The following is a 21,421-nucleotide window of genomic DNA, read 5'->3' as shown; positions in this document are numbered from 1 at the left end:
GTTACACTTTCATCGGACGGTACCCATTATTTGAACGCTATAAACGCCCGTGACGGCGGGATATTGAACTGAATATATGTCTCACTCTTGATATCACGCTGGCGGCATCGGGAGCACGGATGTAAGGCCGTTGAGACAGGTGTCGGGGTGATAGCAAATCGGGTCATAATGACACCTTCGCTTTCACTGTCCTGGAGTCATGATGACCCATCCACTGCTGCGTGCGCTGGTGCCGCTGGTTGCCGATCTGTCCCGTGAACTGCCGGATGAGGAACGGTATCGACGCTTGTTGCAGTCATTGCGTCAGTGGTTGCACTGCGATGCCGCCGCGCTGCTCAGACTGGATGAAGACGTGCTGATTCCGCTGGCGGTGGATGGCCTGAGCCCCGACACGTTGGGTCGCCGCTTTCGGGTCGGAGAGCATCCTCGCTTCAAGGCACTGCTGGAAAGCCCGGTCCCGGTACGCTTCTCCTATGACTGTCCGATGCCCGACCCCTATGACGGTCTGGTGGAGGGGCATGGCCCGCTGGAAGTCCACGACTGCGTTGGCTGCGTGCTGCACTTCCAGGAGCGGCCGTGGGGGCTGATCACGCTGGATTCTCTGGACCCGTCGAGCTTCGGCAAGGTCGATCTGGATAATCTGCAGGCGTTTGCCAGTTTGGCTGCCGCTACGGTCATGGCCAGCGAGCGTATTCAGCACCTGTCGCGCGGGGTCGAGGATCAGCGGCAATTGGTCGAGGTCTACAAGCGTGCTGCAGGCGGTCGGGCGCCTCGCGAACTGATTGGCCAGAGTGAGGTGCTGGAGCGCTTGCAGCAGGAAATCCAGCTGGTCGCCAATAGCCCGCTCACCGTGCTGGTGACCGGTGAAACCGGCGTCGGCAAGGAGCTGGTGGCCGAGGCCATCCACTTGCATTCTCCCAGGGCTCACAAGCCGCTGATCAGCCTCAACTGCGCGGCACTCCCGGAAACGCTGGTCGAGAGTGAGCTGTTCGGACACGTCAAAGGTGCGTTCTCGGGCGCGGTCAACGGGCGCAGTGGCAAGTTCGAACTGGCTGATGGCGGCACGCTGTTTCTCGATGAGGTCGGCGAGTTGCCGCTTTCCGTTCAATCCAAGCTGCTGCGAGTGCTGCAGAGCGGCCAGTTGCAGCGGGTCGGCTCGGATCAGGAACATCGTGTGGACGTGCGCATTATCGCTGCCACCAACCGCAATCTGGCTGAAGAGGTGCGCTCCGGTCGGTTTCGCGCCGATCTGTATCACCGCCTGAGCGTGTATCCGTTGCAGGTGCCGGCATTGCGCGAGCGGGGCCGTGACGTGTTGCTGCTGGCCGGATACTTTCTTGAAGAGAACCGTCTGCGCATGGGGTTGCGCAGCCTGCGTCTTAACCCCGAGGCGCAGCGGATGCTGCTGGCGCATGCCTGGCCCGGCAATGTCAGAGAACTTGAGCATCTGATCAGCCGTGCCGTGCTCAAGGCATTGTCCGGCCATGCACAGCGGCCGCGTATTCTGACCATCGAGCCTCAATCCCTGGGACTGGATGAGGCGATCGATAGCTTGCCGCTGTTACCACAAGCCCTGGAGGTTGCCGCGGGAGTCGAAGGGCAGGGGCTCAAGGCCGCGGTGGATGCCTATCAACGTGCATTGATTGCCAATGCACTTGATCGACATCAGGGACGATGGACCGAAGTTGCCCGCGAGTTATCGGTAGATCGCGCCAATCTCAACCGGCTTTCGAAACGACTGGGGATCCGCTGATATACCGTGACGCGTGTTATTGGTCGCTGAACGTTGAAAAAGACTGAATTTTTTCATAGTGACTTGGGTCACCTGTTACTCAAGCCACCACTGAAAAAGGATCAGGCTTTCAATGGCACTGCCCAAACACTATCGAATCGATTATCTAATGAACGGCTCTTTCAAGAGTTTCTATATACGAACCGAACATATGGATAACGTTGAGGCCTGGCATTACGCGAGTGTTGATGCTGGCCTTGCGCGTATCCCGAAATACCGTCTGGAGAAAGTGCCCCGCGTCTCCAAACCCTACGCAGAACACTTTGGCGTGACTGATGTGGAGTGGGCTCAGGCCTGAGCCCACTGTCTGCGTGATCTAGCGATGGGCGATATTTTCCAGCGCCAGATTACGGGTACGAGGGCCGAAACCACCGATGGTGATGATCACGATCAGCATGCTGCTGACGATGAACGCCAGAACGCCCGGTGTGCCGAAATGCTCCAGAAATATCCCGATGAGCAGACTGCTGAAAACCGTCGACAGGCGACTGAATGAGTAGCAGAAGCCCACGGCGCGCGCACGAATGTTGGTTGGAAACAGCTCACCCTGATAGGAGTGATAACTGAAACTCAGCCAGGCGTTGCTGAAGGTGATCATGATGCCGCAGAAGATCAGCCCTGCTGCACTGGTCTGAAACGCGAACAGCGTGCCGAAGATCATCGAACTCAGCGCCGAGCCCACAATCTGCCATTTGTTTTCGAACCGGTTGGCGAACTTCACGAACAGCAGCGGACCCAGCGGATACGCCAGCGTAATCACGAAGGCGTAGCTCAGGCTGTGGGTCACGCTTACCCCTTGGCCCGATAACAACGCTGGCAGCCAGTTGCCGAAACCAAAGAAACCAATGGCCTGGAAAATGTGGAAGGCGATCAACATCAAAGCGCGACGTCGGAACGGCGGCTGCCACATATCGGCGAAGCGACCCTTACCCTCGACTGCGACGGTTTGCGGCTCAGGCTGATCCAGCGGCTGTTTGTGATCCTTCAGGCAGCGCGCTTCCAGATCATCCACGACCCGTTCGGCCTCCACGAAGCGCCCATGCTGGGCCAGCCAGCGCGGCGACTCGGGCAGGGAAGAACGCAGCCACCAGATGAACAGCGCAAACACCGCACTGCTGATCACCACCCAGCGCCAACCGGCATAACCGAGCGGATCCTGCGGCACCAGCCACCACGACATCAACGCCACACTGGGCACGGCCAGAAATTGAATCGAGAAGGCAAACGCGAAGGCCGAACTGCGTATGCGTTTGGGGACCAGTTCCGACAGGTAGGCATCAATAGTGACCAGTTCAACACCCAGGCCGATGCCGACCAGAAAGCGCATGCCGATCACGCCCATTGCCGAGGTCTGCAGGCCCATCATCACAGTCGCTACGGTGTACCAGATCAGCGCGCAGGTGAAGATGGCGCGGCGGCCGAAACGATCAGCGATTGGACTGACCAGACTGGCGCCGAAGAACAGCCCCAGAAAGGTCGCCGAAGCGAAGGCTGCCTGATCGGAGAAGCCGAACAGCCCCTGGCTGCCGGTGGCAAAGATACCCTCGCGAATCAGACCGGGGCTGATGTAGGCCGTCTGGAACAGGTCATAAAGCTCGAAGAAGCCACCGATGGAGAGCAGGGCAATCAGTTTCCAGATGGTGGCGGCGGCAGGCAATCGGTCGATCCGGGCCGAGATGAGGGCGGCGCGAGCTGGGTCGGCGTGCGTATTATTGTTTGAGTTGGAAGAGGCCATCGTTGGACCGTCCGGCAGGATAGGGACCGTCATCGTACTGGTTTTACATTTGGTAATACTTGCGAAATAAAGCGATTTTAGTGCCGGTTTTGGCGAATTATTGCTTTGAAACTTAGAGTCGCGATTTTTTCTGAAGGCGCGATAAAGATTTTTTTACAAATCCAGTAGCAGCTGATTTTGCCTTGAATGCATGATCAACGGCATATGAAACGACGGGAACCGACCGTTACCGGCCACTTATGTATCAAGATGTGTAACAAAACCTTAGGATAGGCGCATCGATTTTTTGCCCTCCCGGATTCTCGTGACGTACAAACTGCCTACTACGGCGACAGCGCCGTTTTGCCCTTCGGCGACCACCGACAGTGTCTCCATCCCGGCCAATGCTTCGCCACTGCGCAAGATGATGTTGTTCATCGGCCCCGGCTTGCTGGTGTCGATCGGCTATATGGACCCCGGCAACTGGGCCACGGCCATTGAGGCAGGGTCGCGCTTCGGTTATTCACTGCTGTTCGTGGTGGTGCTGGCGAGCCTTTCCGGCATGGTGCTGCAAAACCTGTGTTCGCGTCTGGGCATTGCCACCGGTAGGGATCTGGCGCAACTGTCTGCGGCGCGTTACAGCCGCAACGTCGCCAAGGGGCAATGGCTGTTGGCAGAGCTGTCGATCATCGCCACTGATCTGGCCGAGGTGCTGGGGGCCGCGCTGGCGTTTCATCTGCTGCTGGGCGTATCGATCACCGTGGGTGTCGGCCTGACGGCGTTCGACACGCTGATCGTGCTCGCTTTGCAGGGCGCCAATTTTCGTCGCCTCGAAGCCATCGTACTCGGGCTGATCGCGACCATCGCCGCATGCTTTGCTGTAGAGCTGATCCTGATCAAACCGTTCTGGCCGGACGTGGCAGCAGGTCTCAAACCCAGTTGGGATGTGCTGAGCAGCCAGGAGCCGCTGTACATCGCCATCGGTATTCTTGGTGCGACGGTGATGCCGCATAACCTGTACCTGCACTCATCTGTGGTGCAGACACGCGTCAACGGTTCTGATCTGGCGAGCAAGGCCACCGCCATCCGTTACGCCCGCCTGGACACCATCGGTTCGCTGAGCCTCGCACTGCTCATTAACGCTGCGATCCTGATTCTGGCTGCCGCCGCTTTCCACAAGACCGGCCATACCGATGTGGTCGAGATCCAGGACGCCTACCACCTGCTCGATCCACTGGTGGGCGGCGCGATTGCCAGCGTGCTGTTCGGCGTAGCTTTGTTGGCAGCGGGGCAGAGTTCGACCTTTACCGGCACCATCGCCGGACAGGTCGTGCTCGAAGGTTTTCTGCAGGCGAAGATTCCCTGCTGGCAGCGGCGTCTGATCACCCGTGCGCTGGCCCTGATTCCCGCGCTGATCGGTGTGGTCTGGCTGGGTGACAGCTCGGTAGGGCAGATGCTGGTGCTCAGTCAGGTGGTGCTGAGTCTGCAGCTGCCTTTTGCCCTGTGGCCGCTGATCCGTTTCACGAGTGACAAAAGTTTAATGGGCCCGTTCGTCAACGGGCGGCTGGTACAGATCGCGGCCTGGGGCCTGTTTGGTCTGATCTCTGCTGCCAACCTGACGCTGTTGTGGTTCTGGATCAGCTGAACTTAGGGTCTCGGGTGCGGCTCTCAATCCTGACATTCAGGTCCGCCGTGAAGGAATCCCGAGATGACAACGATCCAGACGCCGGAAAAGGGCAAGGTGTTCGAGACGGATTTGCCTGCTCGACTGGATCGATTGCCCTGGGGACGTTTTCACACGCTGCTGGTCATAGCGCTGGGCATCACCTGGCTGCTTGACGGCCTGGAAGTCACGCTGGCCGGCTCGGTCGCTGGCGCGTTGAAGGCCAGTCCGGTACTGAACCTCAGCAACAGCGAGATCGGTCTGGCAGGCGCCGCCTATATCGCCGGGGCGGTGCTGGGGGCCTTGTTCTTCGGCTGGCTGACCGACCGTCTGGGGCGGCGCAAGCTGTTCTTCATCACTCTGGCGCTTTACATCAGCGCCACTTTCGCCACGGCATTCTCGTTCAGTGTCTGGAGCTTCATGCTGTTTCGGTTTTTGACCGGCATGGGCATCGGCGGTGAATACACGGCCATCAACTCGACCATTCAGGAGTTCACCCCGGCGCGTTATCGCGGCTGGGTGGACCTGACCATCAATGGCACCTTCTGGCTGGGTGCCGCATTGGGTGCGGTCGGCTCCATCGTGTTGCTGGATCCGCAGTGGGTCGGCGCCGAACTGGGCTGGAGGTTGTGCTTTGGCATCGGCGCAGTGCTTGGCCTGTTCATCATGCTGATGCGCCTGTGGCTGCCGGAGAGTCCGCGCTGGCTGATGATTCATGGCCGCTCGGAGGAAGCACGCAAGATCGTCGAGCAGATCGAAGCCGATATGCAGCGCCGCGGACATGTGCTGCCAGCCATCGAAGGCAAGCCGTTGCGATTGCATGCCCGCGACCACACGCCGCTGGGCGAGATATTCCACACGCTGTTCGTGTCGTTCCGTCAGCGCTCGCTGGTCGGTCTGACGTTGCTCACGGCTCAGGCGTTTTTCTATAACGCGATCTTCTTCACCTACGCGCTGGTGCTCACCGACTTCTATGATGTGCCCTCCGAGCGCGTTGGCTGGTACGTGCTGCCACTGGCACTGGGCAACTTTTGCGGGCCATTGTTGCTGGGTCGGCTGTTCGATGTGGTCGGACGGCGGATCATGATCAGCCTGACCTACGGACTGTCGGGCGTCCTGCTGGCGATCAGCGGCTATCTGTTTCAGCAGGGCCTGCTGGACGTCACCCAGCAGGCCATCGCCTGGATGGTGATTTTCTTCTTCGCGTCGGCCGCCGCCAGCTCGGCGTACCTGACCGTCGCCGAAACCTTCCCGCTGGAAATACGCGCGCTGGCGATTGCCGTGTTCTACGCCTTTGGCACGGGACTGGGCGGAATCATCGGGCCGACATTATTTGGTGAGCTGATCGAAACGCACGACCGCAGCAATGTGCTGATCGGTTATCTCATCGGGGCGGGGTTGATGCTGTTGGCGGCGTTCGTGCAGTCGATCTGGGGCACGGCGGCCGAACGCAAATCGCTGGAAGAAGTGGCGCGACCGCTGTCTCAGGCGAAGGATGACTAGCTGAAAACGCCCCGCAGGTCCATGACGGACGCCTTCAGGCCCTGGATCTGCTCGCTGACCGCCTGAGCCTCATTCGACCGTGAATTGTTCTGCAGGTAGGCGAGGTGGCCGGACATGTTGCGCGAAACGCGCTCAAGGTCGTCAGCGGTGCGCTGTACATAAGCCTGAATGTCTTTGAGCTGCTCGATGTGCACGAATGCATTCCTGTAGGTCGCATCCGAGCGCACTGATTGAAGAGGGTTTATCACACTGCTGACAGTCTATCGGCGCTGATGGCGGGTTGCTTTAGGCCAGGCGATAAATAAATCGATGCACCTAATCTTCGTCCTCATCGTCCTGCTCCGAATAGGAATCGAGCAGTTCTGCCAGCGCCAGTGTGCGTTTCAGTCCGCTCATGCTGGACATGATGTCAGCCACTGCTTGTGTCGCCGCAATCCTCGCGGCTTCGCGTTCGGCATCAGTGTTATTGGGCGTGGCATCCTGCGCCGCTTCAATAATCGACTGCTCAAAGGTATTCATGTAGCTCGCTCTTGGTATCCGGCAGACTGTGATACAGACAATGACCTATTGTTTCAAGAGCCATCAGTCCCCTTCGTACGGGAAGTCCTGCAAGGTCTGCGTCAGCGCGACTTCCTGCGGGCCCTGCAGATCGTCGAGTGCCCAGCAGCCATTGGGGTTCTTCACCAGTCGCAGACGCGACGTCTGACTCGCGGGCGCCTGTTGCGGCGCATCCTTGTAGCCCAGCAGGTACGTCATCTCGACCACGGCCTGTTTGTCTTCGCTGGAGACCAGCTTCCATTCGATGGGCTTCTGTACGTCGCCGTCCTGCGCGTCGGTCCATGGATTGGCGGTAATGGCGCACTGATCCCCACCGGGGCCCTGGCACGTCCAGTCTCGCTTCAACAGGCCCAACAGCGGTTTGGACAGATAGTCCGGCGCGCCTTTGCCGTTGATGTAGAAGTCCTGATGTTTCTCATAGATCCATCGGCCCGTATCAGCTGGTGTGGTCGCCGGGCAGGCGGCATGCGCAGTGGAAGAGATTAGGCAGGCAAGGACGAGCGCAAGAGGTCGGGACATGTAGCGGACTCGCAGTGAGATAAGAATTGATTACACAGTGATGACATCGCATTTGTAGTCCACACGGTCAAAAAAGCAATCGTTTTGTTCTATGCACGGGTTACGTTTGAAAACGTCAAGGAGGGTAATTTCCTTCAATACACCCGTGTTTCGGTCGGCTTACCTTGGCCTGGTCTTTCTGATCGTGGTCGAGGAGCTTTCATGAGCCTGTTCATTTCCATGGCCGCCTTTGCGCTGGCGTCGTCCATCACGCCGGGGCCGGTGAATATCGTTGCCCTGAGCACCGGCGCACATTATGGATTCTGGTCCGGCATGCGCCACGTGCTGGGCGCGACGCTGGGGTTCACACTGTTGCTGGTGCTGATCGGTTTCGGCCTGCACGAAACCTTGCGCGAATGGCCGTTTCTGACCCGGATCATTCAATCGGCGGGCGTGGCGTTTCTGCTGTATATGGCTGTGCGGCTGGCGATGGACGACGGCCAACTGGCTGTGTCCGGGTCGGGGAAGGCTCCATCGATGCTGCACGGAGCGATCATGCAGTGGCTCAACCCCAAGGCGTGGCTGGCATCCATAGCAGGCATGGGCGTGTTCGTCGCCAATGGCGAGGCATTATTGATCGGCCAGTTTGCAGCGATCTATTTCGTTGTGTGTTACCTGTCTTTGGGCTGCTGGGCTTATGCGGGCAGCTTTTTGAGCCATTACCTGCGCAGTGCCAGAGGTGTGCGGGTGTTCAACCGGCTCATGGCGTTGATGCTGGCGGGGTGTGCCCTGTATCTGGTCGTCTGAACCCGGTGGCTCATAACCGGTACTGCCCGGGCGTTGCAGCCAGGTGTTTTTTGAACTCGCGCTGGAAGTGCGCCTGATCGGCAAAGCCTGTTTCCTGCGCCACGTCGGCGATCACTCGCCCTTCACGCAACCGGTTGCGGGCGTGTTGGATGCGGCGATTAAGCAGGTAGGCGTGGGGTGTCATGTGATAACGCTGCTCGAACGCACGAATCAGGTAGGAAGCCGAAAGGTTGGCTGCTTCGCAGATATCGGACAGCCTGATGGCCTTGGTGAAGTGCTCGTTGATGTACTCGGCTGCGCGGCTCACTTTGGGTGAGCGCGGCTCGACGACGGTTGCTTCGCCGCCCAGCTTTTTGTGCATGAGGGCGAAGAATGACACGGCCGTGCAGTGCTTCTGCAGCGTATCGGCCTGCGTATCGATCAGGGTTTCATACAGTGCCGTCAATGCGGCGAACAGCGCGGGGTCGCGACTGTGGGTCGGTGTCAGCGGTCGAAAGGCCGCGCCTGGTTCGTCCTGGACAGAACCCAGCCAGTCACTGTCGACGTACAGCATCAGGTATGACCACGGCTGATCCTCGATTGGATTGCAGGCATGCACATCCCCCGGGTTCATCAGCACCACGGTGCCCGCAGTCACACGCTGGGAGGTTTTTTCGTGCAGGTAGGTGCTTTGGCCACGAGTGATCGCGCCAATCGAGAAAAGGTCGTGGGAATGACGTGCGTAACACACCTTGCGGCCGTCCTGAACCGAACGTGCTTCGATGAACGGCAAGCGCTCGTCACGCCAAAAGAACGGCGTACTGTCAGACGGGCTGAGAGGATGGGTGGTCATGCTGATGTCCCTTCGGCTTGATGTTCTTGTCTGCCGAGGGTAGCTGATTTGGGCCAGGCACGGCCATTGAACCGGATGAAGCGGGAACGACGCTGGGCCGCTCCCGTGCACCTGCTGCTTACTTCTTGACCGGTACGATATCGACGATCTGTCCGTTGACCTTCTGGAAACGCACGTACTTGTCGTTGATCTGCACCCACTCGCTTTCCTTGGCAGGCTCTTCCAGACCCTTGGCTTTCCAGTCCTTGATGCTGGAGTCGCTGCGGCGGTACTTCTCGGGCACGCGCGAACCCATTTCAAGCTCGTGGGTATTGTCCTTGGACTCGGCCACTTTCGGCTCGGGCGCATCGGCAGCGTGAACGGGCAGGGTGGCGACCGAGAAGCAGCCGAGCAGAGTCATGCAGGCGATCAACGATTTGCTTTTCATGTAAAGACTCCCAGTCTTTGTCGTAATGCGATGGCTTTATGCCTCGTAAAGACTGGGACCCTCAGCGGTGAAAATCATTCGATCAGGTTTTCCCGCGTCAGCTTTTCAGGGCGTCGGCGATGGTTGCGGACAGTGGCGTGGTCGGACGGCCGATCAGGCGGCTCAACTGGCGGGTGTCGTCGAACAGCGCGCCCTTGGCGGCTGCCGTGTCCGAGTCGGCGAACAGATGGGCGTAGACCTCCGGCACACCTGCCTTCACCAACGCCGCCTCGAAATCAGCCTGCGAAAGATTCACGTAAGGCACGTCCTTGCCGCTCTGTTTTGACAGTTCGGCGGCGAATTCGGACAAGGTGTAGGTCTCATCACCGGCCAGTTCGTAAACGCGCCCTGACTGATCGTCTTGAGACGTCAGCACAGCCACGGCGGCCTCAGCGTAGTCAACACGCGCGGCCGAGCTGATACGGCCCAGGTCCGCGCTGCCGATGAACGCGTCATGGGCCAGCGCGCCGGGAATGGAGGCGGCGTAGTTCTCGGTGTACCAGCCATTGCGCAACAGGGTGAACGGCACGCCGCTGGCGCGCAGGTAGGCTTCGGTTTCAACGTGTTCATCGGCCAGCCCCAGCGCCGACGTGTCCGCTCGCAGAACGCTGGTGTAGGCGATCAATTTGACGCCAGCCTTTTTGGCAGCATCAATGGCGGCCCGGTGTTGGGGTAAGCGCTGGCCTATTTCGTTCGAGGAAATCAGCAGCACTTTGTCAGCGCCCGCGAACGCACTGTCCAGCGTCGCGGGTTGCGAATAATCGCCGTGGCGGACATGCACGCCCAGCGCCGCAAGGTCAGTGGCCTTTTCCGGGCTGCGCACTGCCGCGACGATTTGGTTCGCAGGGACGGTTTCGAGCAACTGTTCAATGACGAGACGACCCAATTGGCCGGTGGCAGCAGTGACAACGATCATGACGCGTGTCCTTGTATTGATTTGAAAGAAAGGCGAGCATAGCGACAGTGCTTACCTTTCGTAAGTACGTACGAAAAGGTAAGTGCCATGCGCGATTCAGATACCTCAACCGCAGTCAGTGCTGGCGAGTCCCTGTTGGCGACAATCCGTCAGGGGCGGGTCCTGGCCAGTGACTGTCCATCCCGTATCATCCTCAACCACGTGTGCGGCCGCTGGGGTGTGCTGGTGCTAATCGTGCTGCGCGGTGGCATGCATCGTTTCAGTGAAGTGCGGCGCAAGATCGGCGGAGTCAGCGAAAAGATGCTCGCGCAGACCCTGCAACAGCTGGAGCACGACGGGTTTGTCGATCGCAGGGCGCTGCCGGTGGTGCCACCCCATGTCGAGTACAGACTGACTGCGATGGGGGAGGAAGTGGCGTTGCAGGTCGAGACGCTGGCGGTCTGGGTCGAAACGAACCTGCCTCGGATCATGCAGGCACGTGCTGCCTCGGAACGGGCCGATACGCACGCACAAGCCGAGCCTGCATAACGCTTCGCTGACAGATTTTTCATCCAGTGACAGTCAGGTCGGCCCCCTGCAATCATCACTTCTTGGTATCGTGCGCGCCGAAACATTCATTTACATGTTCCGTTGTATCGTGACCTTCACCGAGAAGCTGTAGAAATGCCCGAACCGATTCCTTTAAAGGACCATGAAAAAGAGACGCGACTGGTCAATCAGCGCCTGATTGCCTGCGCCATACTGGTCGCCGTACTGGCTGGCTCCCTGATCGCGCGGATGTATTTCCTGCAGGTCACCGAATTCGAATACCACTCGACCATTTCCGAAAACAACCGGGTGCACGTGTTGCCGATCCCGCCCGAGCGCGGGCTGATTTACGACCGCAATGGCGAGGTCCTGGCCGACAACCGCCCCAGCTTCAACCTGACCCTGACCCGCGAGCGCGCCGGTGACTGGCACAAGGTTATCGATGAACTGATGACCTTGCTGGAACTGCCCGATGAAGACCGCATCCTATTCGACAAGGAACTGAAACAGGTTCGCCATCCGTTCGAGCCTGCGACGCTGCTGTACGAACTGACCGAAGAGCAGATTGCCATTCTGGCCGTCAATCAGTACCTGCTGCCGGGCGTCGATGTAGCCGCGCAGTTCGTGCGCCATTACCCGTTGGGCGACCACTTTGCTCACTCCATCGGCTACGTCGGGCGTATCAACGAGAAAGAAGCCTCGCAACTGGACAACGAGTATCGCGGCACGCAATCCATCGGCAAGACCGGGATCGAGCGCTTCTACGAGTCCGAACTGCATGGCCACGTAGGCTACGAAGAAGTCGAAACCAATGCCCAGGGCCGCGTGTTGCGGGTGCTGAAACACACTGATCCGGTGCCGGGCAAGAACATCACCCTGAGCCTTGACGTGCATCTGCAGGAGGCTGCCGAGAAAGCGCTGGGTGACCGCCGTGGTTCCGTGGTGGCGCTGGACCCGGAGACGGGCGAGGTGCTGGCGATGGTCAGCAAACCCAGCTTCGACCCCAACCTGTTCGTGACCGGTATCAGCTTCAAGCAGTACGCCGCACTGCGGGATTCCATCGATCGGCCGCTGTTTAACCGCGTACTGCGTGGTCTGTATGCGCCGGGCTCGACGGTCAAGCCGGAAGTGGCGATTGCCGGGCTGGACAGCGGGGTGGTCAATGCCTCGACCAAGGTCTTCGACCCCGGTTATTTCCAGCTGCCGGATTTCGATCACAAGTACCGTAACTGGAACCACAGCGGCGACGGCTGGGTGGACATGGACACGGCGATCATGCGGTCCAACGACACCTATTTCTACACGCTGGCACACAAGCTGGGCATCGACCGTCTGCACGACTACATGACCATGTTCGGCATCGGCCAGAAGGTCTCGCTGGACATGTTCGAAGAGTCGGCGGGCCTTATGCCGTCTCGCGAATGGAAGCGCGCCACACGCCGTCAGGCCTGGTTCCCGGGCGAGACCGTGATTCTCGGTATCGGCCAGGGCTACATGCAGGTCACGCCGTTGCAACTGGCTCAGGCAACCTCGCTGATCGCCAGCAAAGGCGTCTGGCACCGTCCGCACCTGGCGATGGACGTGGGCCATGTGGCACCGGTGGACGAGCACCCGATGCCCAACATCGTGCTGCACGACCCGCGTGAGTGGGAGCAGGTCAACGAAGGCATGCAGATGGTCATGCACGACCCGCGCGGTATTGCGCGCGATGCAGCCAAGGGTGCGCAATACCGCATCGCAGGCAAGAGCGGCACGGCGCAGGTCGTGGCGATCAAGCAGGGCGAGCGTTACAACCGCCTCAAGACGCTGGAACGCAACCGAGACAACGCCCTGTTCGTCGGTTTCGCCCCGGCAGAGCATCCGAAAATCGTCGTATCGGTGACCATCGAAAACGGCGAGGCGGGTGGTCGTGTGGCAGGCCCCGTAGTCCGCGAAATCCTCGACGCCTGGCTGCTGGACAACGACGGCAAGCTCAAACCGCAATACGCCGCACCGACCAAGCCTGCAGGCAATCCGCACGCCTGATCATGCCCAGGCCCCACTGATCGTGCCCATCGCTCTGCGTGGGCATGCCTCCCGTGACGCTCCGCGTCACAAATGTCACAGACTGCGCATCCAATGAGCCTGGTACTTGGCTTCTCAGGCTCTGGTGCGCCCAATCTGAACACCCCTCAGTTTCCCGGAACTGTCGAGAACGCAACAGGTCGACCACAACAGGCGTAGCAGAGCGCTGCGCAGTTTCTTCCAGTACGGAAGCTGAACCCTATTTGCCTCGACAAGGAACCCCGCATGTCCAAGACCATTGCCGACCATCTCGCGCAAACCCTCGCAGCGGCAGGTGTTTCTCACATCTGGGGCGTTTCCGGTGACAGCCTCAACGGCCTGACCGACAGCCTGGAACGCACCGATTCGATCCGCTGGATGCACACCCGCCATGAAGAAGTCGCCGCTTTCGCCGCAGGCGCTCAGGCTGCCAGCAGCGGCAAGCTGGCGGTTTGCGCGGGCAGTTGCGGACCCGGCAACCTGCACCTGATCAATGGCCTGTACGACTGCCATCGCAACCGCGTCCCGGTTCTTGCTATTGCTGCCCACATCCCGTCCTCGGAAATCGGCCTGGACTATTTCCAGGAAACCCACCCGCAGGAGTTATTCAAGGAGTGCAGCCATTTCGTCGAACTGGTCAGCAATCCCGAGCAGTTCCCACGTGTGCTGGAGCGTGCGATGCGCGCCGCGATCAGCCAGAAGGGTGTGGCGGTGATCGTATTGCCGGGTGACGTGGCGCTCAGTGCTGCGCCCGACGTTCCGGTCAAATGGGTTGAACCCACGCCACCGACTGTCGTTCCGGCTGAAAACGATCTGCAGGCCATGGTCGAGCTGCTCAATGACTCCAAAGCCACGACGCTGCTGTGCGGCGCTGGCTGCGCGGGTGCCCACGAACAGGTCGTTGCGCTGGCCGAAAAGCTCGGCGCGCCCATCGTGCATGCCCTGCGCGGCAAACAGCATGTCGAGTACGACAACCCGTTCGACGTCGGCATGACCGGGCTGATCGGCTTCAGCTCCGGCTACCATGCCATGCTGTCCTGCGACACGCTGGTAATCCTTGGCAGCAGCTTTCCGTACCGAAACTTCTATCCCGAGAAAGCCAACGTCATCCAGATCGACCTGGACCCGACCCAACTCGGCCGTCGCACTCCGGTAACGCTGGGGCTGACCGGCGGCGTGCGGGAAACCCTCGACGCACTGCTGCCCAAACTCAAGCCGCACTCGGACCGCCGTTTCCTCGACAAGGCCCTCAAGCACTACGCCAAGGCCCGCGAAGAACTGGACGAACTGGCTACGCCCACGCCCGCCGATACGCCGATCCACCCGCAGTACCTCACGCGCCTGATCGACGAACAGGCCGACGCAGACGCCATCTTCACCGTTGACGTCGGCACGCCGACACTGTGGGCGGCGCGCTACCTGCACATGAACGGCCAGCGCAGCCTGCTAGGCTCGTTCAACCACGGCTCCATGGCCAACGCACTGCCCCAGGCACTGGGCGCCAAGGCCGAACACCCGGATCGTCAGGTTGTGGCGCTGTGCGGCGACGGTGGGCTGTCCATGCTGATGGGTGACCTGCTGAGCATTCGTCAATTGAACCTGCCGATCAAAATGGTCGTGTTCAACAACAGCTCCTTGGGCTTCGTCGACATGGAAATGAAAGCCGCTGGCTACGTGCCCCACGGCACCGATTTCCACGAAACCAACTTCGCCGGTGTGGCGCTGGGCGCCGGTATTCTGGGCATACGCGTACAAAGTGCCGAAGAACTGCCCGGTGCCTTGCGTAAAGCCTTCGACCATCCCGGCCCGGTGCTGATCGACGTCGTGACCGCCAAGCAGGAGCTGGGGATCCCGCCAAAAATCAAACTCGCCCAGGCCAAAGGCTTCAGCCTGTACATGATGCGCGCCGTGTTCAGCGGACGTGGCAGCGAAGTACTGGAACTGGCCAAAACCAACCTGCGTTAATCACACAAGGGCAGGGGCTCGTCAGGCCGGTCGGCGGGGTGATTGACCCCGTCACTGGTCTGCACCGGTCCCAGATCGAACGGGTTCACACTCTCCAGGCACGCGACGTTGTAGCCAAACTCATGCGGATTGGAGCGTCGCCGATGGTGCGTATAAACCCCGCACCGGCCGCAGAAATAATGCTCGGCCGTGCGGCTGTTGAACTGATACAGCTTCAGCATCTTCTGGCCGTGAATCACGCGAATACCATCTTCCGCCACCGTCGCCACGATAGCCCCACGCCGTCGACACAACGAACAGTCGCAGCGTCTGGGGTCTACAATGCCGTCTGGCAAATCCAGTTTCAATACGACTGCTCCGCAGTGGCAGGATGCGAGATGGATGGGTTTGATCTCGGTTGGGCCGACTGATTTGATCATGGGGGATCCCTCCTTGTTGTTTATTGAGGTTACCCCGCGAGCATCGTTTTACTGACACCTTTGGTCAGGCAAATGACCCGTCGACGCCGATCAGGTACTGCGCCAATCATTCAGGGAATGTGATCACCTCCTTGGCGACACCGGCCCGTAGGAGCGGACTTGTCCGCGAAAAGGCCCGTAGCGCTATTCGCGGACAAGTCCGCTCCCACGAAATCATGCTCCTCAGGAGGGCAGGTTGTTCGATAAGACGCGGACGGCGATTTGATCCTCGAGCTGCCACTCAGCACACCCATACAATCCCCGCGCCCCACATTCGTGCCTACTGACGTCAAAGCCTCGCCTCGCAGGCACTTTGATCATCAGCCCACGGAATCCTTCTCATGAATCGCAACGACCTGCGCCGCGTCGACCTCAATCTGCTGGTGATTTTTGAAGCGTTGATGTTCGAACGCAATCTCACGCGTGTGGCGGAAAAACTGTTTATTGGTCAGCCCGCCGTAAGTGCGGCGCTGGGGCGGTTGCGTGATCTGTTTGATGACCAGTTGCTGCTGCGCAACGGGCGGGCGATGGAGCCGACTGTGCGGGCGCTGGACATTCTCAAGGAGATACGCCCGGCGCTGGACACCATTTCCGGGGCGGTGAGTCGGGCCAAGGAGTTCGACCCGTCGACCAGTAACGACGTGTTCCGCATCGGCCTGTCCGATGACGCGGAGTTTGGCTTGCTGCCGCCACTGTTGTCGCGTCTGCGGGAAGAGGCGCCAGGCATCATTGTGGTGATTCGTCGGGCCAATTACCTGTTGCTGCCTGCGCTGCTAGCCTCTGGGGAGATTTCGGTCGGGGTCAGTTACACCGTCGATCTGCCGGCCAATGCCAAGCGCAAGAAGCTGCGGGACATCGGTTGCAAGGTCATCCGGGGCGACGCGCGACCGGAGCCGTTGACGCTGGACGAGTACTGCGAGCGGCAGCACGCGATGGTGTCGTTCTCCGGCGATCTGAGCGGCAATATCGATCTGGACCTTGCTCGTGTCGGACGCGCACGCAAGGTGGTGCTGGCGGTGCCCCAGTTCAATGGGTTGCGGGCGTTGCTGGCCGGTACTGAGTTGATCGCCACGGTGCCGGATTACGCCGCGTGTGCGCTGATCGAAGGCTGTCAGTTGCGCGCTGAAGAGCCGCCGTTTCCGATCGTCCCCGCCGAGCTGTCGATGGTGTGGAGCGGGGTGCATGACAACGACCCGGCCGAGCGCTGGTTGCGTGGGCGTATTGCCGAGTACATGGCAGGTCCGCTGGACATCAAGACGCCGCAGTAAGGCAGGCAAAAACAAAGACAGCACATACGTTCAATTTCTGACGCTGGTTTGACGGCAGTATCGTCGACATCCTGAGCCGTACAGATTCGACTGGCCAGGATCCGAATTCAATTTCTGTTTCTGGAGCCTCTGGCCATGTCCGAACCCATCCGTCTTGATACCGAAGCTCGTGTCGTCGGCAGTGCGGTCTTCAATGAAGTCGTCACCCTGGTGATCAAGCACCGGGTCAAGACCGGGCAGGAGAGTGCCTACGAGAGCTGGCTGCGTCGCATCGTGACCATTGCCAGCGGCAAACCCGGTCACTTGGGCGTCGACGTGATCCGCGCCAAGGAAGGCGGACTGCAGATGTTCACCAGCGTGCTGCGTTTTCATTCGACGCAGGCCATGCAGGACTGGCTGGACTCCGATGAACGGAAAAAGCTGGTGCAGGAGGCCGAGCCGATGCTTGCCGATGGCGACCAGACCCTGGTCAATCCGCATAACGAATTCTGGTTCACCCCGACCACCGAAGAAGGCAGTCCGCCGCCGCGCTGGAAGCAGGCGTGCGTGTCGTTCATGGTCATTCTGCCGCTGACGCTGTTCGTGCCGCTGTTCTGGGGGCCGATTTTTGCCCGTGTCCCGTGGCTGTCCAGCTACTTCGTCAGCACTGCGCTGGTAACCATCACCATCGTGCTGCTGGTGGTGTACCTGATGATGCCGGCCGCGACCCGCCTGATGGCGCCATGGCTCAACGCGTCTGCGAAAAAATCACAGGGGAAGTGATCCGATGACAGACGACAAAACCGATCTGCAACGGCGTCGCTTCATTGCCAAAGGCTCGTTGTTGAGCGCGGCTGCGGCAATTCTTCCTTCTCTGTCTTTCTCCGGCCTCGCCGGTGCCTCTCAATCTTCCGCCAAAGGTGTAGCGATGAATGTCGAACTGATTCTGTTCAATGGTCGATTCCATACGGTTGACCGCGAAAAACCCAAAGCCAGTGCTGTGGCGATCAGCGGTGGCCGGTTTGTTGCGGTGGGCAGTGATGCTGAAGTCATGGCCATGCGCGGCAGTGCGACACAGGTGATCGACCTCAAGCAGCGCACGGTGATCCCAGGCCTCAACGACTCTCACCTGCACCTGATTCGTGGCGGCCTGAACTACAACCTCGAACTGCGTTGGGAAGGCGTGCCCTCCGTGGTCGATGCGCTGCGCATGCTCAAGGATCAGGCTGATCGCACGCCGACGCCGCAATGGGTGCGTGTAGTGGGTGGCTGGAACGAATTCCAGTTCGCCGAAAAACGCATGCCGACGCTTGAAGAACTGAACCAGGCCGCGCCCGATACGCCGGTGTTCGTCCTGCATTTGTATGACCGCGCTTTGCTAAACCGCGCTGCGTTGCGCGTTGCAGGTTATACCCGCGACACGCCGAACCCGCCGGGTGGCGAGATCGTGCGTGATTCGCAAGGCAATCCGACCGGCATGCTGGTGGCCAAGCCCAACGCGATGATTCTGTACTCGACGCTGGCCAAGGGGCCGAAGCTGCCGCTGGAATATCAGGTCAACTCGACGCGGCAGTTCATGCGTGAACTCAACCGTCTGGGCCTGACCAGCGCCATCGACGCCGGTGGTGGTTTCCAGAACTACCCCGATGATTACGCCGTCATCGAGCAACTGGCGCGTGAAAAACAGCTGACCGTGCGTATTGCCTACAACCTGTTCACCCAGAAGCCCAAGGAAGAGCTGGCCGACTTCAAGAACTGGACCAGCAGCGTCAAGCTGCATCAGGGCGATGACTTCCTGCGGCACAACGGGGCAGGGGAGATGCTGACCTTCTCGGCTGCCGACTTCGAAGACTTCCTCGAACCTCGCCCGGACCTGCCGCCTGGCATGGAAGGCGATCTGGAGCCTGTGGTGCGGCATCTGGTCGAGCATCGCTGGCCGTTCCGTCTGCACGCCACCTACGACGAGTCCATCAGCCGCATGCTGGACGTGTTCGAGAAGGTCAACCGCGATATCCCGTTCAATGGTCTGCCGTGGTTCTTCGACCACTGCGAAACCATTACGCCGAAGAACATTGAGCGTGTTCGTGCGCTGGGCGGCGGTATCGCGATTCAGGACCGCATGGCATTCCAGGGCGAGTATTTCGTGGAGCGCTACGGCGCCAAGGCTGCCGAAATGACGCCGCCGATCAAGCGCATGCTGTCCGAGGGCGTGCCAGTCGGCGCGGGCACCGATGCCACGCGGGTGTCCAGCTACAACCCGTGGACTTCGCTGTACTGGATGGTCAGCGGTCGCACGGTCGGCGGTCTGGAGCTCTACCCCGAAGGGCTGCCACGCGAGACAGCGCTGGAACTGTTCACCCACGGCAGCGCCTGGTTCTCGTCGGAACAGGGCAAGAAAGGCCAGATCAAGGTCGGGCAACTGGCCGACGTAGTGGCGCTTTCTGCGGACTACTTCAGCGTCGAGCCGGAAGCCATCAAATGGATCGAATCGGTGCTGACCGTGGTTGACGGCAAGGTCGTATACGGCAGCGGCGATTTCGAAACCCTCGCGCCGCCAACCCTGCCGGTGTTGCCGGACTGGTCGCCGGTGGCCAAGGTTCCGGGTCACTGGCGTCCGACTTCGCCGATGGTCGCCCAAGTGCATCAGTGCAGCGGCCCTTGCGCCGTGCACTCCCACAGCCATGAGCGCGCGCGACTTTCCAATGCGCCGGTCAGCGATTTCCAGGGTTTCTGGGGCGCATTCGGCTGTTCCTGCTTCGCTTTCTGATCGGATTACCCAGGACGCACGGGGCCGCCGCGCCCCGTGCCATTAGCGACAACCTTAAAGGAGTCAACCATGAGCACCGCAACCCCTTACAACCGTTTGAACAAAGACGACGCCGCCGTTTTGCTGGTCGATCATCAGACCGGTCTGATCTCGCTGGTGCAGGATTTCTCGCCCAACGAATTCAAGAACAACGTACTGGCACTGGGCGATCTGGCCAAGTTCTTCGGCCTGCCGACCATCCTGACCACCAGCTTTGAGTCCGGCCCGAACGGTCCGCTGGTGCCTGAGCTGAAGGAGATGTTCCCGGACGCGCCTTACATCCCGCGTCCAGGCCAGATCAACGCCTGGGACAACGATGATTTCGTCGCAGCGGTCAAGGCGACCGGCCGCAAGCAATTGATCATTGCCGGTGTCGTGACCGACGTCTGCGTAGCGTTCCCGACCCTGTGTGCGCTGGCTGAAGGCTTCGAAGTGTTTGTGGTGACCGATGCTTCCGGCACCTTTAACGAAACCGTTCAGAAAGCGGCCTGGGCACGCATGAGCGCGGCCGGCGCACAACTGGTCAACTGGTTCTCGGTGGCCTGCGAGCTGCAGATCGACTGGCGCAACGACATGGAAGGCCTGGCCAACCTGTTGTCCCAGCGCATCCCGAACTACCGCAACCTGATGAACAGCTACAGCGCTTTTACCGCCAAATAACCTACGGTTCCAGGCGGCACAGTGACTATACGGTCACTGTGCCGTTTTTTTTTGCCTTGTCGGACAATTATGTAGTGCGTAAAAATATTCACTACATAATGATTGACGATCCCGGTTTCCTTTTGCATTATGCAGCTGTCTCCCTGATCGGGAGCGCCGCAAAGATGTATTGAACAGGCTCGGCAAGCCGTCGAGATGTTCCCGGATGTAGGCTGCCCACAAGGCAGATTGATGAAGCTGAACTGGCATGATCGTCCTGATGAGCAGGCGAAAGGCTGGCGAAACGTTCTCATGAAGCTTGTGGTTGATCGTTCGATGATCATCAGGCCTTTGGGTTTCGCGACTTCTTCTCTCTTCGATGACGCTGCCATGTAGCGGCTTTACATCAAGGCTACCTGCAATTCCTTGAGGGCTGGATCTGCATTCGACGAACACTCCATCGTGTTTCGTGCATGAATCGTCTGGCACATGAACTTGATGTATCAACCATTGAACTGCTTACGAGCGAAGGAGCATCAACATGAACATGAACAATCAGCCGAACATTGATGAACTGGCTCGTCTGTTTGCCGCCCGCAAAGATACGCTGGATAACCACATTGCATGGATTACCGATTCCGGCGAAGTTCATGTGGACCCCATGACGCCGCACACTCAGGAAGATGAGTTCCGCGACGCTCATCCCGAGCTGCGCGCCGCGCTGGGCATGTTCCGCCGGGGTCTGGGCTACGTCGGCAAGAAGGCGGCCGCTGACCGGTCCTACATGGAAAGCACGCTGCAGGCGCTGAAGAACGAGTGGCAGAACAGCCGCCGTCAGGCGCACAGTCGAGTGGCCTGAAACGATTGAAGTTTCGTACGGGAAGTTTTACCTCTACGTTGCCAGCTGAAGAACAGGTCCGCTTCCTTGTCAGGCAGGGTGGCGGACTTGTCACTGATCAGCCAATTAACTAACGACGCTTTGACAG

At 59.7% G+C, this 21,421-nt stretch carries 21 protein-coding genes; 13 read left to right on the top strand and 8 right to left on the bottom strand.

Annotated features, from left to right (window positions below; all coding sequences use genetic code 11):
• Nucleotides 1-199 precede the first annotated feature (199 nt).
• Together norR and CFBP1590_RS15415 are read left to right on the top strand one after the other, a co-directional pair.
• Nucleotides 200-1,753 carry a nitric oxide reductase transcriptional regulator NorR gene (norR, locus tag CFBP1590_RS15420; protein WP_029242733.1) on the top strand — a complete coding sequence of 518 codons (1,554 nt, stop codon included), beginning with the start codon at nt 200-202 and terminating at the stop codon, nt 1,751-1,753.
• Nucleotides 1,754-1,865: 112 nt separating this feature from the next.
• Entirely contained in the window at nt 1,866-2,090 is a 225-nt protein-coding gene (locus CFBP1590_RS15415) for a DUF6555 family protein (RefSeq protein WP_004885276.1), read from the top strand.
• A gap of 18 nt (nt 2,091-2,108) precedes the next feature.
• Here CFBP1590_RS15415 and CFBP1590_RS15410 read toward each other — a convergent pair whose 3' ends face one another.
• On the bottom strand, nt 2,109-3,527 hold the full coding sequence (locus CFBP1590_RS15410) for an MFS transporter (RefSeq protein ID WP_088235440.1): 1,419 nt from the start codon (nt 3,525-3,527) through the stop codon (nt 2,109-2,111).
• A 316-nt stretch (nt 3,528-3,843) separates the two neighbouring features.
• On the opposite strand from CFBP1590_RS15410, the gene CFBP1590_RS15405 reads away from it, so the two are divergent.
• On the top strand, nt 3,844-5,151 hold the full coding sequence (locus tag CFBP1590_RS15405; RefSeq protein ID WP_162234371.1) for an Nramp family divalent metal transporter: 1,308 nt from the start codon (nt 3,844-3,846) through the stop codon (nt 5,149-5,151).
• Between the two features lie 63 nt (nt 5,152-5,214).
• Entirely contained in the window at nt 5,215-6,672 is a 1,458-nt protein-coding gene (locus CFBP1590_RS15400; protein WP_088235439.1) for an MFS transporter, read from the top strand.
• Here the strand turns inward: CFBP1590_RS15400 and CFBP1590_RS15395 are convergent.
• From CFBP1590_RS15395 to CFBP1590_RS15385, 3 genes are all read right to left on the bottom strand, one after another.
• On the bottom strand, nt 6,669-6,866 hold the full coding sequence (locus tag CFBP1590_RS15395; RefSeq protein WP_004885282.1) for a hypothetical protein: 198 nt from the start codon (nt 6,864-6,866) through the stop codon (nt 6,669-6,671). The genes CFBP1590_RS15400 and CFBP1590_RS15395 overlap by 4 nt on opposite strands.
• A gap of 121 nt (nt 6,867-6,987) precedes the next feature.
• The gene (locus CFBP1590_RS15390) at nt 6,988-7,191 is read right to left on the bottom strand and encodes a hypothetical protein (RefSeq protein WP_004885283.1); all 204 of its coding nucleotides are present in this window, start codon (nt 7,189-7,191) and stop codon (nt 6,988-6,990) included.
• Nucleotides 7,192-7,254: 63 nt separating this feature from the next.
• The gene (locus CFBP1590_RS15385; RefSeq protein WP_088235438.1) at nt 7,255-7,749 is read right to left on the bottom strand and encodes a DUF3828 domain-containing protein; all 495 of its coding nucleotides are present in this window, start codon (nt 7,747-7,749) and stop codon (nt 7,255-7,257) included.
• A gap of 201 nt (nt 7,750-7,950) precedes the next feature.
• Here CFBP1590_RS15385 and CFBP1590_RS15380 point away from each other — a divergent pair, with 201 nt between their 5' ends.
• Nucleotides 7,951-8,535, top strand: a complete 585-nt coding sequence (locus CFBP1590_RS15380; RefSeq protein WP_058431754.1) for a LysE family translocator — start codon at nt 7,951-7,953, stop codon at nt 8,533-8,535.
• 10 nt (nt 8,536-8,545) lie between these two features.
• Here the strand turns inward: CFBP1590_RS15380 and CFBP1590_RS15375 are convergent, their stop codons facing one another.
• From CFBP1590_RS15375 to CFBP1590_RS15365, 3 genes are all read right to left on the bottom strand, one after another.
• Nucleotides 8,546-9,367 carry a helix-turn-helix transcriptional regulator gene (locus CFBP1590_RS15375; protein ID WP_058431755.1) on the bottom strand — a complete coding sequence of 274 codons (822 nt, stop codon included), beginning with the start codon at nt 9,365-9,367 and terminating at the stop codon, nt 8,546-8,548.
• A gap of 118 nt (nt 9,368-9,485) precedes the next feature.
• Nucleotides 9,486-9,794, bottom strand: a complete 309-nt coding sequence (locus tag CFBP1590_RS15370; RefSeq protein ID WP_004885291.1) for an RcnB family protein — start codon at nt 9,792-9,794, stop codon at nt 9,486-9,488.
• A gap of 97 nt (nt 9,795-9,891) precedes the next feature.
• Nucleotides 9,892-10,749 carry an SDR family oxidoreductase gene (locus tag CFBP1590_RS15365; protein WP_088235437.1) on the bottom strand — a complete coding sequence of 286 codons (858 nt, stop codon included), beginning with the start codon at nt 10,747-10,749 and terminating at the stop codon, nt 9,892-9,894.
• Nucleotides 10,750-10,836: 87 nt separating this feature from the next.
• Between CFBP1590_RS15365 and CFBP1590_RS15360 the strand changes: the two genes are divergently transcribed.
• The 3 genes from CFBP1590_RS15360 to poxB all read left to right on the top strand — a co-directional run bounded on the left by CFBP1590_RS15360 (nt 10,837) and on the right by poxB (nt 15,285).
• Entirely contained in the window at nt 10,837-11,277 is a 441-nt protein-coding gene (locus tag CFBP1590_RS15360; RefSeq protein WP_088235436.1) for a winged helix-turn-helix transcriptional regulator, read from the top strand.
• 135 nt (nt 11,278-11,412) lie between these two features.
• Nucleotides 11,413-13,302, top strand: a complete 1,890-nt coding sequence (mrdA, locus tag CFBP1590_RS15355) for a penicillin-binding protein 2 (protein WP_025996107.1) — start codon at nt 11,413-11,415, stop codon at nt 13,300-13,302.
• Between the two features lie 264 nt (nt 13,303-13,566).
• Nucleotides 13,567-15,285, top strand: a complete 1,719-nt coding sequence (poxB, locus tag CFBP1590_RS15350; RefSeq protein WP_043305900.1) for a ubiquinone-dependent pyruvate dehydrogenase — start codon at nt 13,567-13,569, stop codon at nt 15,283-15,285.
• On the opposite strand, the gene CFBP1590_RS15345 is transcribed toward poxB, so the two are convergent.
• Nucleotides 15,282-15,704, bottom strand: coding sequence for a GFA family protein (locus tag CFBP1590_RS15345; RefSeq protein WP_058431760.1), 423 nt, complete (start codon nt 15,702-15,704; stop codon nt 15,282-15,284). The genes poxB and CFBP1590_RS15345 overlap by 4 nt on opposite strands.
• A gap of 380 nt (nt 15,705-16,084) precedes the next feature.
• On the opposite strand from CFBP1590_RS15345, the gene CFBP1590_RS15340 reads away from it, so the two are divergent.
• The 5 genes from CFBP1590_RS15340 (at nt 16,085) to CFBP1590_RS15320 (ending at nt 21,294) form a co-directional block, all read left to right on the top strand.
• Complete coding sequence (locus CFBP1590_RS15340) at nt 16,085-17,011, top strand: LysR substrate-binding domain-containing protein (RefSeq protein WP_004885300.1); 927 nt, start codon at nt 16,085-16,087, stop codon at nt 17,009-17,011.
• A gap of 135 nt (nt 17,012-17,146) precedes the next feature.
• Nucleotides 17,147-17,773 carry an antibiotic biosynthesis monooxygenase gene (locus tag CFBP1590_RS15335; RefSeq protein ID WP_004885302.1) on the top strand — a complete coding sequence of 209 codons (627 nt, stop codon included), beginning with the start codon at nt 17,147-17,149 and terminating at the stop codon, nt 17,771-17,773.
• A 145-nt stretch (nt 17,774-17,918) separates the two neighbouring features.
• On the top strand, nt 17,919-19,757 hold the full coding sequence (locus tag CFBP1590_RS15330) for an amidohydrolase (RefSeq protein ID WP_088236426.1): 1,839 nt from the start codon (nt 17,919-17,921) through the stop codon (nt 19,755-19,757).
• A gap of 69 nt (nt 19,758-19,826) precedes the next feature.
• Complete coding sequence (gene ycaC / locus CFBP1590_RS15325) at nt 19,827-20,456, top strand: isochorismate family cysteine hydrolase YcaC (RefSeq protein WP_004885305.1); 630 nt, start codon at nt 19,827-19,829, stop codon at nt 20,454-20,456.
• A gap of 520 nt (nt 20,457-20,976) precedes the next feature.
• Nucleotides 20,977-21,294, top strand: a complete 318-nt coding sequence (locus CFBP1590_RS15320) for a hypothetical protein (protein WP_029242746.1) — start codon at nt 20,977-20,979, stop codon at nt 21,292-21,294.
• Nucleotides 21,295-21,421: the final 127 nt, after the last annotated feature.

Origin of the sequence: Pseudomonas viridiflava, from assembly GCF_900184295.1 — a bacterium.
GTDB classification, from domain to species: Bacteria; Pseudomonadota; Gammaproteobacteria; order Pseudomonadales; family Pseudomonadaceae; genus Aquipseudomonas; species Aquipseudomonas viridiflava.
The sequence above is the reverse complement of the archived record's forward strand: the minus strand, read 5'-3'. Positions and strand labels throughout refer to the sequence as shown.

Bases quoted from the DNA above. Each gene is read 5' to 3' on its own strand.
- CFBP1590_RS15370 (WP_004885291.1), bottom strand. From the start codon at position 9,794: ATGAAAAGCAAATCGTTGATCGCCTGCATGACTCTGCTCGGCTGCTTC.
- norR (WP_029242733.1), top strand. From the start codon at position 200: ATGATGACCCATCCACTGCTGCGTGCGCTGGTGCCGCTGGTTGCCGAT.
- ycaC (WP_004885305.1), top strand. From the start codon at position 19,827: ATGAGCACCGCAACCCCTTACAACCGTTTGAACAAAGACGACGCCGCC.
- CFBP1590_RS15330 (WP_088236426.1), top strand. From the start codon at position 17,919: ATGAATGTCGAACTGATTCTGTTCAATGGTCGATTCCATACGGTTGAC.
- CFBP1590_RS15335 (WP_004885302.1), top strand. From the start codon at position 17,147: ATGTCCGAACCCATCCGTCTTGATACCGAAGCTCGTGTCGTCGGCAGT.
- CFBP1590_RS15415 (WP_004885276.1), top strand. From the start codon at position 1,866: ATGGCACTGCCCAAACACTATCGAATCGATTATCTAATGAACGGCTCT.
- CFBP1590_RS15385 (WP_088235438.1), bottom strand. From the start codon at position 7,749: ATGTCCCGACCTCTTGCGCTCGTCCTTGCCTGCCTAATCTCTTCCACT.
- poxB (WP_043305900.1), top strand. From the start codon at position 13,567: ATGTCCAAGACCATTGCCGACCATCTCGCGCAAACCCTCGCAGCGGCA.
- mrdA (WP_025996107.1), top strand. From the start codon at position 11,413: ATGCCCGAACCGATTCCTTTAAAGGACCATGAAAAAGAGACGCGACTG.
- CFBP1590_RS15365 (WP_088235437.1), bottom strand. From the start codon at position 10,749: ATGATCGTTGTCACTGCTGCCACCGGCCAATTGGGTCGTCTCGTCATT.
- CFBP1590_RS15400 (WP_088235439.1), top strand. From the start codon at position 5,215: ATGACAACGATCCAGACGCCGGAAAAGGGCAAGGTGTTCGAGACGGAT.
- CFBP1590_RS15410 (WP_088235440.1), bottom strand. From the start codon at position 3,527: ATGGCCTCTTCCAACTCAAACAATAATACGCACGCCGACCCAGCTCGC.
- CFBP1590_RS15320 (WP_029242746.1), top strand. From the start codon at position 20,977: ATGAACATGAACAATCAGCCGAACATTGATGAACTGGCTCGTCTGTTT.
- CFBP1590_RS15375 (WP_058431755.1), bottom strand. From the start codon at position 9,367: ATGACCACCCATCCTCTCAGCCCGTCTGACAGTACGCCGTTCTTTTGG.
- CFBP1590_RS15340 (WP_004885300.1), top strand. From the start codon at position 16,085: ATGAATCGCAACGACCTGCGCCGCGTCGACCTCAATCTGCTGGTGATT.
- CFBP1590_RS15390 (WP_004885283.1), bottom strand. From the start codon at position 7,191: ATGAATACCTTTGAGCAGTCGATTATTGAAGCGGCGCAGGATGCCACG.
- CFBP1590_RS15380 (WP_058431754.1), top strand. From the start codon at position 7,951: ATGAGCCTGTTCATTTCCATGGCCGCCTTTGCGCTGGCGTCGTCCATC.
- CFBP1590_RS15360 (WP_088235436.1), top strand. From the start codon at position 10,837: ATGCGCGATTCAGATACCTCAACCGCAGTCAGTGCTGGCGAGTCCCTG.
- CFBP1590_RS15345 (WP_058431760.1), bottom strand. From the start codon at position 15,704: ATGATCAAATCAGTCGGCCCAACCGAGATCAAACCCATCCATCTCGCA.